The organism is Variovorax sp. PAMC26660, from assembly GCF_014302995.1.
In the GTDB taxonomy this organism is placed as follows: domain Bacteria; phylum Pseudomonadota; class Gammaproteobacteria; order Burkholderiales; family Burkholderiaceae_C; genus Variovorax.
Genome location: NZ_CP060295.1, coordinates 4317284 through 4328891, shown reverse-complemented (window position 1 = coordinate 4328891; position 11608 = coordinate 4317284). Strand labels below are relative to the sequence as shown.

Genomic DNA, 11608 nt, shown 5'->3' with positions numbered 1-11608 from the left:
GGCCAAGGGCCTCCGTGCGTGTCGGAGGCGGGCGCGCCTGACTTCGTCTATCGCCGCTTCGGGGCCACCTGGCCAGCGGGTGCGGCCGGTGCGGCTGCCGGGGCCGCTGCAGGATCGCGCCAGCCGTACTCGACATAGCGGCGAATGATCAGGCAACCCGGCGGCGAATCGATCAGCGAGACCGACGACGTGGGCTCCTTGTCGTCGGTGTAGACCGCGTAGATGGGCAGCAGCCGCGTCATCTTGTAGCCCGCCAGTTCCTGCTGCGCGACGCTCGCGCAGGTGAACGGTGCGACCGAGATGCGCTCGGCCGACACGGTGCAGGCGCCGCTGTCGTCGGGAATGGCGGTGATCGAGGCGGCCACGCCGGCGTTTGGAAACTCCATGCCGATCAGCGAGAACAACGGCCCGGCGTCGGGGCGCTTGCGGTCCCAGTCGAGCAGCACATCGTGGCTGCGGCTGCCCTGCACGGTGAGCGTTGCGAGCCGCGTGATGGCGGGCAGACAGCGCTTGACGCCCACGCTGGTGGCCGCGCGCGTGAGCGTGTCCTGCGGCGCTGCGGGCGGCGCTTGCGGCACCAGCACGCCTTGCGCGAATGCCGTGCCGGCAGCAGCGCAAGCCGCCGCCACGAGCAGCAGCCGTCCGAATCGTTGTGTCGTTGTTTGCATCGTTGGTCTCACGCGCAGAGGTTTTCGAAAGCGGCGGTATAGATGCGCACGTTCTCTTCGCTTTCCGGGTCGAGGGTGGCGATGAAGCGGCGAGCACGCTCGCGGTAGGACGCGAGGTTCTCGTCGTGCTCCGCAAAGGCCTGCTGCAGCGCACGCCCGCCCTCTTCGCAATCGAAGTCGTGATAGCGGTAGCCGCAATCGCCGATCAGGTGGGAGTTATGGATCAGGGGATAGCCGCCGTAGAGCGCCTCGTAATAGAGGTAGTTCTGGCCGTTCTCCCAGTGATGGCTGATGACCGCGTCCACGTTGAACGCCATCACCTGCCAGGTCGGGAAACGACCCTCGAAAGTGCTCAGCCCGTGGCGAACGATGTCCAGGCTGTTGGCAAAGCCGTTGAAGACCGGGTGGTCCTTCATGTGGAAGGTGTTGTACGCGTAGACGTGTTCGAGCAGGTCGGGGTCGGCGCGGTGCGCGGCCTCGCAGCACAGCAGGGGAATGTGGCTGGTCTTCACCATGCAGATGTTGGGCTCGAACATCGCGACGCGCCAGCGCTTGCGGCCGGGCTGGTAGTCGAAGCGGTGCCCTTCGGGCAATCCGGCAGAGGCGCGGTCCAGCACCAGCGGGCTCCACAGGTGCGGCACCATGCGCACCGGCGCACGAAAGCCACTCGCGAAGTAAGGCACGCAGGTGGCCTCGTATTCGGGGATCGTCCAGATCTCGTCGTAGGGCGCGCCGGTCAGCAAAAGGCCGTGGGGTTTGTCGAACACCATGCGCTCGATGTCGATCACGTAGTCGTTGCCCACGCGCATCGACACGATCTTGCCGCCGCGCTCGCGGAACGCCACCATCCAGTCGCGGCTCAGTTGTGCGCTCATCTCGACCATCACATCGAGCTCTTGTGCCGCTTGCGCCATGTCGATCAACGGCACCGGCGAATCGGACAGGAAGTTCGCATCTTCAGGCGAGCCGTCGCCGCCGCCGGTCACCAGGAAAGCCTGGCTCACGAGGGGCGAGCGCAGCAGCAGCATGACGAAGAACAGGCAGTTCTGGTAGATGCCGTTTTCCCAGAGCGACTGCTCGCCCTTGCGCACGAGGATGGAAACGCCGACTTTCAATTGCTTCATGCCGTCACGCCCACCGGGGTTTTCGCCTGCAGGTCGAGCAGGAGCCGCGCATAGGCTTCGACGTTCGCTGCGTTGAAAGGATCGACGGCATCGAACACCTGCCGTGACCGCTGCCGGTAGTCTTCGAGCCGTGTGTCGTGTTCGCTGGCTGCGATGCGAAGCTGCCGCCCACCTTCGGCCGCCTCGAAGCCGGGGTAGTAATAGCCCGCGCCAAAGCCATGCAGCCAGGGCGAGTTGTGCACCAGCGGGTAGTCGCCGTAGAGAGCATCGAGGTAGCTGTAGTTCTGGTCGTTGGTCCACTGGTGCGACACCACCGCGTCGGCGCTCTGCACCATGAAGCCCACGATGTCGTGCCGGCCCAGGAACAGCGCCTTGTGCTGCTGCACCAGGTCCAGTTGGTTCGCGAAGTACAGCATCGTCGGGTGGTCCTTCATGTGCAGCGTGTTGAGCACGTTCATCATCGCGACGCTGCCCGGCTCGGCGCGGTAGGCCTCGTCGCAGGCCAGCATCGAGATGCTCGAGGTCTTGGCCACCGACACGTTGGGCTCGAAGATCGCCACGCGCAGGCCGGCGCGCACGACGCCCGTTTGCCAGCCGAAGCGATGGCCGAGCTGCGTGACCTCGGCAATGCGCTGCTCCAGGAATTGCGGATGCCACAGGTACGGCACAACGCGCACCGGGCAGCGATGCAGCACGCGCTGGAAGCTTGCGAAGGTCTGGTACTCGGGCAGCAGCCAGATTTCGTCGCAGCGATCGGGGCGGGAGAAAAGACCGGGCTTGTCGAACACAGCCGGCTCGATCAGGGCCGCATAGGGCTGCCCGGCGCAGTAGTACACGACCTTCTTGCCGCGCGCGCGCTGCAGCGCCAGCCATTGCGGATCGAGGGCACCGGCCATCTCGATGATCACGTCCACTTCGTCGGTGGCTTCATGCGCGCGCATCAGCCGCAGCCCCAGGGCGTTCAGGTCGACCTGCGCGGGCATGACCTGCTGGTCGCCCACGTCGATCAGCACCACCGATTGCACGAAGGGCAGTTGCTGGAACAGGCGCGCGAGGAACACGACGTTCTGTCCGAGGCCGTTTTCCCAGATGCTCTGCCCCGCGCGGGTGATGACGGAAATGCCGATGCGCATATGAAATATAGGTCTTGAAAAGCAAGCTGGCTCCCGCGTCCAAGGGGCGCGGGAGCCAGCAGATTACCCGATCCGGTGATCGGGTCAGCGGCAGCAAATGTCGATTACTTCCACTTCCAGCCGATACCGGCGTTGATGCCCCACTCCTTGCCCGTGGTCGACAGGCCCGCGCCCCAGGACATCTTGCCGTCGTCCGACAGCGCCTTGAAGGTCAGCGCCACCGCGCTGTAGCCCTTGTACGAGCCCAGGCCAACACCGACTGTCTTTTCTCCGGGGTACAGCGTTGGCAGATAGGTCCCAGACATCGCGAAGGCCATCGCCGAGCCCGAGTAGGCAATGCGCGCCACCTCACCCACCTGGCTTTGCACCTGGTTGAGCTGCCCGACGTTGACCGCGTCGCCCGGCTGGATGCCTGGTGCCACGTTGCTGATGCGCGTGCCACCCGGTACACCGTTGCCCAGGTTGACCTGGTTGTAGTTGACCGAGCCGTCCGGATTGGTCGCGTACTGGATGCTGCCGGCCTTTGAGGCATTCGACGCTGCCTTCAACTGCGCCACGTTGGTCGCGTCGCTGTCGGCCGAGCCTGCCGCCACGCCCGTGATCTGGCGGAACTGGTTGCTGTTGGCATCGCCCACCGAGACCGCGGCCTGCGTGCTGGTGGTCGCTGCGATGGCGGCCTGCTGGTCTGCCGTCGCATTGCCCGGCACGTAGCCGGCCACGCCCGCAGCCCTGGAGGCCACCGAGTTCGCACCCAGCGCCACACCGCCGCTTTGCGTGACCACCGCGCCGAAGCCGATGGCCGTGCCCTGGGAGACGTTCTGCGCCTTGCTCAGCGGCGTGCCGCCGGCGTCGGCGTTGTCACCGAAGGCCACGCCACCACCGCCTGCACGGGAGTCGGCACCGAAGGCCTGCGAGCCGGTGGCAAGCGCCCCCGTACCGATCGCGATGGCATTGGCACCCGTCGCCTGGGCACCGAAGCCGATCGCCACCGCGCCGTCGGCCGTGGCCTTCGCGCCGTTGCCGGCAGCGAAGGAGTTGGCGCCGCTGGCCACCGATTGCGGGCCGATCGCCACCGAATCCTGCCCACTGGCCACGGAATCCGGGGCTGTCGAGTTGGCATGGAAGTACTTCGCACCCTTGGTGTTGATATCGTTGACCGCCGTGCTCAGGCTGCTGACGTTGCTGGTGGCCGTGCTCAGACCAGTGGACAGGCTGCCGATGCCGCTCGTCGCGGTGCTCAGGCCGGTCGAAGTCGAGGTCGACAAGCTGCTGATGCTGCTGGTCGCGGTGCTCAGGCCCGTCGAAGTCGACGTCGACAGGCTGGCGATGCCGCTTGTCGTCGTGCTCAGGGCGGTGGACAGGCTGCCGATGCTGCTCGTCGCCGTGCTCAGACCCGTCGAAGTCGAGGTCGACAAGCTGCTGATGCTGCTCGTTGCCGTGCTCAGGCCAGTCGAGGTCGAAGTCGACAGGCTGCCGATGCTGCTGGTCGCCGTACTCAGGCCAGTCGAGGTCGACGTCGAAAGGCTGCCAATGCTGCTCGTCGCCGTGCTCAGGCCAGTCGACGTCGAGGTCGACAGGCTGCTGATGCTGCTCGTTGCGGTGCTCAGGCCAGTCGAGGTCGACGTCGACAGGCTGCTGATGCTGCTCGTCGCCGTGCTCAGACCGGTCGAGGTTGACGTCGAAAGGCTGCCGATGCTGCTGGTCGCCGTGCTCAGACCGGTCGACGTCGAGGTCGACAGGCTGCTGATGCTGCTCGTTGCCGTGCTCAAGCCGGTCGAAGTCGAGGTCGACAAGCTGCCGATGCTGCTGGTCGCGGTGCTCAGACCCGTCGAGGTCGACGTCGACAGGCTGCTGATACTGCTCGTTGCCGTGCTCAGGCCAGTGGAAGTGGACGTCGACAGGCTGCCGATGCTGCTAGTCGCCGTGCTCAGACCCGTCGAGGTCGACGTCGACAGGCTGCTGATGCTGCTGGTCGCCGTGCTCAGACCGGTCGAGGTCGACGTCGACAGGCTGCTGATGCTGCTGGTCGCCGTGCTCAGACCAGTGGATGTCGAAGTCGAGAGGCTGCCGATGCTGCTGGTTGCCGTGCTCAGGCCTGTCGATGTCGAGGTCGACAGGCTGCTGATGCTGCTCGTTGCCGTGCTCAAGCCGGTCGAAGTCGAGGTCGACAAGCTGCCGATGCTGCTGGTCGCGGTGCTCAGACCCGTCGAGGTCGACGTCGACAGGCTGCTGATACTGCTCGTTGCCGTGCTCAGACCCGTCGAGGTCGAGGTCGACAGGCTACCGATGCTGCTAGTCGCTGTGCTCAGGCCGGTCGAGGTCGACGTCGAAAGGCTGCTGATACTGCTCGTTGCCGTGCTCAGGCCAGTCGACGTCGAGGTCGACAAGCTGCTGATGCTGCTCGTTGCCGTGCTCAGACCCGTCGAAGTCGAGGTCGACAAGCTGCTGATGCTGCTCGTTGCCGTGCTCAGGCCAGTCGAGGTCGAAGTCGACAGGCTGCCGATGCTGCTGGTCGCCGTACTCAGGCCAGTCGAGGTCGACGTCGAAAGGCTGCCAATGCTGCTCGTCGCCGTGCTCAGGCCCGTCGAGGTCGAAGTCGAGAGGCTACCAATGCTGCTGGTTGCCGTGCTCAGGCCAGTCGATGTCGAGGTCGACAGGCTGCTGATGCTGCTGGTCGCGGTGCTCAGACCCGTCGAGGTCGACGTCGACAGGCTGCTGATACTGCTCGTTGCCGTGCTCAGACCGGTCGACGTCGAGGTCGACAGGCTGCTGATGCTGCTCGTTGCCGTGCTCAGACCAGTGGAAGTGGACGTCGAAAGGCTGCTGATGCTGCTCGTCGCTGTGCTCAGGCCCGTCGAGGTCGACGTCGACAGGCTACCAATGCTGCTCGTCGCCGTGCTCAGACCAGTGGATGTCGAAGTCGAGAGGCTGCCGATGCTGCTGGTCGCGGTGCTCAGACCCGTCGAGGTCGACGTCGACAGGCTGCTGATACTGCTCGTTGCCGTGCTCAGGCCAGTCGACGTCGAGGTCGACAAGCTGCTGATGCTGCTCGTTGCCGTGCTCAAGCCGGTCGAAGTCGAGGTCGACAGGCTGCCGATGCTGCTCGTCGCCGTGCTCAGGCCAGTGGAAGTGGACGTCGACAGGCTACCGATGCTGCTCGTCGCCGTGCTCAGGCCAGTCGAGGTCGAGGTCGACAGGCTGCTGATGCTGCTCGTCGCCGTGCTCAGACCCGTCGAAGTCGACGTCGACAGGCTGCCGATGCTGCTGGTTGCCGTGCTCAGGCCCGTCGAGGTCGAAGTCGAGAGGCTACCAATGCTGCTGGTTGCCGTGCTCAGGCCAGTCGAGGTCGAGGTCGACAGGCTGCTGATGCTGCTGGTCGCGGTGCTCAGACCCGTCGAGGTCGAAGTCGAGAGGCTACCAATGCTGCTGGTTGCCGTGCTCAGACCGGTCGAAGTCGAGGTCGACAAGCTGCTGATGCTGCTCGTTGCCGTGCTCAGACCGGTCGAAGTCGAGGTCGACAGGCTACCGATGCTGCTCGTCGCCGTGCTCAGACCGGTCGAGGTCGACGTCGACAGGCTACCGATGCTGCTCGTCGCCGTGCTCAGACCGGTCGAAGTCGAGGTCGACAAGCTGCTGATGCTGCTCGTTGCCGTGCTCAGACCAGTGGATGTCGAAGTCGAAAGGCTGTCGATGCTGCTCGTCGCCGTGCTCAGACCCGTCGAAGTTGACGTCGACAAGCTGGCAACGCTGCTGTTGGTGGTGCTCAGGCCGGTGGACAGGCTCAAGATCCCACTGGAGAACGTCGTCGACAGCGAGGTCAACTGGCTGTAGTTCACCGCGTCGGTCGGGTTCACACCTGGCGCAACGTTCGTGAGAACTACCGGCGTGGTCGCCCCGACACCGCCCAGGGTCACCTTCGTGTGGGATGCGTCGTCGTACTGCACCGAGTTGGCAAGTCCGGTCGACAAGCTACCGATGCTGCTGTTTGCGGTGCTCAGGCCCGTGGACAGGCTGCCGATGCCACTCGTCGCGGTGCTCAGGCCGGTCGAGGTCGACGTCGACAAGCTGCCAATGCTGCTGGTCGCCGTGCTCAGGCCAGTGGACGTCGAAGTCGACAGGCTGCTGATCCCGGTCGAAGCCGAGGTCGACAGGCTGTTGATGCTGCTCGTCGCGGTGCTCAAGCCAGTCGAGGTGGAAGTCGACAAGCTGGCGACACTGCTGTTGGTCGTGCTCAGGCCAGTGGACGTCGAGGTCGACAGGCTGCTGATCCCAGTGGAAGCCGAAGTCGACAGGCTACCAATGCTGCTCGTCGCCGTGCTCAGGCCGGTCGAAGTCGACGTCGACAAGCTGCCAATGCTGCTGGTCGCCGTGCTCAGGCCAGTCGACGTCGAAGTCGACAGGCTGCTGATCCCGGTGGAAGCCGAGGTCGACAGGCTGCTGATGCTGCTGGTCGCCGTGCTCAGACCGGTCGAAGTTGACGTCGACAAGCTGCCAATGCTGCTGGTCGCCGTGCTCAGGCCCGTCGAGGTCGAAGTCGACAGGCTGCTGATCCCGGTCGAAGCCGAAGTCGACAGGCTGCTGATCCCGGTCGAAGCCGAAGTCGACAGGCTGCTGATGCTGCTCGTCGCGGTGCTCAGGCCGGTCGAGGTCGACGTCGACAGGCTGCTGATCCCAGTGGAAGCCGAGGTCGACAGGCTACCAATGCTGCTCGTCGCAGTGCTCAGACCGGTCGAAGTCGACGTCGACAAGCTGCCAATGCTGCTGGTCGCCGTGCTCAGGCCAGTGGACGTCGAAGTCGACAAGCTCGCAACGCTGCTGTTGGTCGTGCTCAGACCTGTGGACAGGCTTGTGATGCCGCTCGCGGACGTGCTCAAGCCGGTCGAAAGACTGCTGACGGTGCTGTTGGTCGTGCTCAGCCCCGTCGAAAGACTGCTGATGCTGCTCGTCGCCGTGCTCAGACCGGTCGAAGTTGACGTCGACAAGCTGCCGATGCTGCTGGTCGCCGTGCTCAGGCCAGTGGACGTCGAGGTCGACAGGCTGCTGATCCCGGTGGATGTCGAAGTCGACAGACTGCTGATGCTGCTCGTCGCCGTGCTCAGACCGGTCGAAGTCGACGTCGACAAGCTGCCAATGCTGCTGGTCGCCGTGCTCAGGCCAGTGGACGTCGAAGTCGACAGGCTGCTGATCCCGGTGGATGTCGAAGTCGACAGACTGCTGATGCTGCTCGTCGCCGTGCTCAGACCGGTCGAGGTCGACGTCGACAAGCTGGCGACGCTGCTGTTCGTCGTACTCAGGCCCGTGGACGTCGAAGTCGACAGGCTCCCGATGCTGCTGGTTGCCGTACTCAGGCCAGTCGAGGTCGAAGTCGACAGGCTGCCGATACGGCTTGTCGCGGTGCTCAGGCCCGTGGAAGTCGAAGTCGACAGACTGTTGATGCCGCTCGTCGCCGTGCTCAGGCCGGTTGAAGTCGAAGTTGACAGGCTACCGATGCTGCTCGTCGCGGTGCTCAGGCCGGTCGACGCGGACGTCGACAGGGCGTTGAGCTGACTGACATTGACTGCATCGGTGAGTGCAGTGCCCGCAGCAAGACTGTTGATCTGCTGGCCGGACATGTTGAGGGTGCCCGTGATGGTTGTCGGTCCCTGAATGAGGACGCTGACGCCCTTCAGCGTCAGTTGTCCACCCAAGGAGCCATAAACCGCAGCCGTCGCCGACGAAAAACCGTTCCCGCCTGTATCGCTCGCGGAGTTTCCGAGGAAGAAAGACAGGGTTGGATTACCCGTGCAACTGATGCTTTGGGTAGTCCCCTTGGGGCCAGCGCCAAAGTTGTTAGTGTTAGTACTCGGGCTTTGCGGCTGGCACAGGGTCAATCCCCCGTTCCCCAGCGTCTGAGCCTGGACCTCGCCACCCATGAACACAGCCGGAAGACCAAGCACGACGCTGGCCACCAACCTCAGCGCAAACCCAGGAACCGTGGCCAAGCCACCGGCTTCGGGCCCGTCAGCAAGGCGCACATTGCTACTGCGCTTGCCGCGAGCCGAAGCGATTTCAGCGATGGCCACCCATGCGCCCAGGGCTTCGTTCCATACGCTTCTGTAAGACTTATTCATTTGTTCAACTCAGTTCACGGTAGAGGCAGCCAGGTACAGATCGGCAAGAAACGCGACTTCCCTGGCTCAGAATCCGTCGCGAAAGACATCCGCCACGCGGCGGTCATTTGCAAGAACGATGGAATGTACAGAGCTGTTTACATTCATGGCGCAATGCAACATCAGGGAATATTTGACCGGATGATTTAGTTCACAAAAATTAAATAAGAGTGTGTAGATCGTTTCCGGCGAGTTGTTGTCGGACCACGAAAGAGCGTCGCCACCTAGAATCCCGACAGACTTGAAAGCGGGCATTTGTCACGCAAAATCACCAGTAAAGTCGCCTTTGCCATGCTTTTCACCTCTTATTCGTCGATTGGCAGAATCTCTCCCTGTGCATATGCCGAGAGTGAAAGTGCTTAAATTCAGGTAATTAGTCACAAAACAATCAATGAATTGCTCGCCCAGAAAAGGCTTTTTCTTCGCCTTCGGTATTAATTAACATTCTGGAAACCAATTAAAAATGCCTTCCTCCACCAGGCTCCGCATTGGCATCACCATTGGCCTGCATCACGAGGCCGAGACGCTGTGGAACAACGGCATCAAGCAGAACGCCGTGTTCCTGGCGGAAGCACTGAAGCACTGCCCGGGCGTCGCGTCGGTCGTGCTGGTCAACACCACGGCCATCCCCATCACCGCCGCCCTGCCCTGGGACCAGGCACGCTGGCCCACCGTGACCTTCGAGGCGGCCAAGGACAGCGTGGACGTGCTGATCGAGCTCGGCGGCCAGGTCGATCCGGTGCAAACCGATTACCTGAAGCGCCGCGGCGCGCGGCTGGTGTCGTACTGCTGCGGCTTCGAGTACGTGCATGCCATGGAGTCGATGCTGTTCAACAGGCCGCTCTGGGGACAGAACCTGTTCATCAACCAGCGCTATGACGACATCTGGATGGTTCCGCAGGTGGCCCATATCAGCCAGCCCTACTTCGAGGTGCTGCGTCGCGCCGAGGCGCGCGCCGTGCCTTTCGTGTGGAGCCCGGTGTTTCTCGACGAGCGCACCCGCGCGCTGCCTGACGCCGGCGTTTACCAGCCGCGCAGCGGGCCGCGCCGGCTCAGCGTGATGGAGCCGAACATCAACGTGGTGAAGTTCTGCCTCTACCCGATCCTGATTGCCGAACTGTCTTACCGCGCACGGCCCGACGCCATTGCACTGCTGCAGGTCACCAACGCAGAGCGGCTGGCCAAGGAGAACATGGAGTTCATCACGCTGATGAACCAGCTCGACCTGGTCCGCCAGCACAAGGCGGTGTTCCTGGGCCGGCACGAAACGCCGGTGTTCCTGGCGCAGAACACCGATATCGTGGTTTCACACCAATGGGAGAACCCGCTCAACTACTTCTACCTGGAGACCTGCTGGCAGGGCTACCCGCTGGTGCACAACGCGCACCTGTGCGCGGACCTCGGCTACTACTATCAGGACAACGACGTGGCCGCAGGCAGTGCCCGTGTGCTCGAAGCCATCGACACGCACGATGCACAGGCCCTTGCTTACCGCGAGCGGCAACGCAACCTGATCGACCGCTACCTGCCCGGCAACGCGGCGGCCACCGAGGTCTACAACACCCTGCTGCTCGGACTGATGCAGCGCCCAGCCACATGAGCGAAGCCCTGCATGCTTGATCCCTCAGAACTGCGCAGATTCTTCCCCGTTGTCGTCTCGCCCAGCCATGACGGCAAGTTCTTCCAGAACTACGTGCTGTCGATGCTGAACCTCACCATCGAAGCCGAGCGTGCCGGCATGCGGCTGCAAGTGCTGCTCCACCAGGGAGAGAGCCTGGTGACGCGCGCACGAAACAACTGCGTGGCCCAGTTTCTGGCCAATCCGCACTGGACGCACCTGTTCTGGATCGACGCCGACATCGGCTTTTCGGCGCAAGCGGCCTTCCGGCTGCTGCTGTCGGGCTACGACATTGCTGCCGGCGTCTACCCGCTCAAGCGCGAGAACTGGCCCAGCGAAGGTGTGGCTGCGGGCACGACACAGCAGCAGTTCGAAGCCACGTTCACGCGCTATACCGTCAACGCCAAGGCCTCGGAAGCCACCTCGCGGGTCGAACTCGACATCCAGCCCGACGGCTTCATGAAAATGGACGAAGCACCGACCGGCTTCATGGTGATCAAGCGTGCGGTGTTCGAGCGGCTGATGGCCAGCTATCCCGACCTCAGCTACGTGCCCGACAGCATCGGCGAAGCGAACCTCGGGCTGCACTACCGCTTTTTCGACGTGATGGTCGATCCGGTGACGCGGCGCTACCTGTCCGAAGACTACGGCTTCTGCCGCCTGTGGTCGGGGCTGGGCGAGTCGATCTACATCGATGCCAACTCCAACCTCTCGCACCAGGGCGCCAAGCTGTATCGCGGCGACTTCGCCAACTCGTTGCTGACTGCGTTGCCCTATGCGGTCGGCGGCCCCGCTGGCGCCGCCATGGTGCTCACAGGCCGGGAGAATCTGAAGCCGAACGCTCCGCCCCCTTGAGCCCCCGCGAGGGCAGCGCCCACAAAAAAGCCCCGCCTGAGCGGGGCTTTTTGCTTGGTGC

Annotated in this window: 7 protein-coding genes and 1 pseudogene; 3 read left to right on the top strand and 5 right to left on the bottom strand. The window is 63.7% G+C overall.

The genetic code is table 11. The features are described from left to right. Window positions 1-47: 47 nt before the first annotated feature. The 4 genes from H7F35_RS20240 to H7F35_RS35165 form a co-directional block, all read right to left on the bottom strand. The gene (locus H7F35_RS20240; RefSeq protein WP_187108378.1) at window positions 48-668 is read right to left on the bottom strand and encodes a hypothetical protein; all 621 of its coding nucleotides are present in this window, start codon (window positions 666-668) and stop codon (window positions 48-50) included. A gap of 8 nt (window positions 669-676) precedes the next feature. Continuing rightward, the gene (locus tag H7F35_RS20235) at window positions 677-1792 is read right to left on the bottom strand and encodes a DUF2827 domain-containing protein (RefSeq protein ID WP_187108377.1); all 1116 of its coding nucleotides are present in this window, start codon (window positions 1790-1792) and stop codon (window positions 677-679) included. Then, complete coding sequence (locus H7F35_RS20230; protein ID WP_187108376.1) at window positions 1789-2925, bottom strand: DUF2827 domain-containing protein; 1137 nt, start codon at window positions 2923-2925, stop codon at window positions 1789-1791. Before H7F35_RS20230 ends, H7F35_RS20235 begins: the two co-directional genes overlap by 4 nt. 104 nt (window positions 2926-3029) lie before the next feature. Further along, window positions 3030-4190, bottom strand: coding sequence for a YadA-like family protein (locus tag H7F35_RS35165; protein WP_410010798.1), 1161 nt, complete (start codon window positions 4188-4190; stop codon window positions 3030-3032). On the opposite strand from H7F35_RS35165, the gene H7F35_RS35160 reads away from it, so the two are divergent. Beyond that, window positions 4144-6756: a hypothetical protein gene (locus H7F35_RS35160; protein WP_410010813.1), complete on the top strand. Its 2613-nt coding sequence runs from the start codon at window positions 4144-4146 to the stop codon at window positions 6754-6756. The two genes, H7F35_RS35165 and H7F35_RS35160, sit on opposite strands and share 47 nt — an antisense overlap. On the opposite strand, the pseudogene H7F35_RS35155 reads toward H7F35_RS35160, so the two are convergent. Beyond that, window positions 6738-9035, bottom strand: a pseudogene (locus H7F35_RS35155) (ESPR-type extended signal peptide-containing protein); the annotation flags it as partial. The gene H7F35_RS35160 and the pseudogene H7F35_RS35155 sit on opposite strands and share 19 nt — an antisense overlap. 502 nt (window positions 9036-9537) lie before the next feature. On the opposite strand from H7F35_RS35155, the gene H7F35_RS20220 reads away from it, so the two are divergent. Beyond that, a complete protein-coding gene (locus H7F35_RS20220; protein WP_187108375.1) occupies window positions 9538-10674 on the top strand; it encodes a DUF2827 domain-containing protein in 1137 nt (378 codons plus the stop codon). Window positions 10675-10686: 12 nt separating this feature from the next. Then, window positions 10687-11547, top strand: a complete 861-nt coding sequence (locus tag H7F35_RS20215; protein WP_187108374.1) for a hypothetical protein — start codon at window positions 10687-10689, stop codon at window positions 11545-11547. The last annotated feature ends 61 nt before the right edge of the window (window positions 11548-11608 follow it).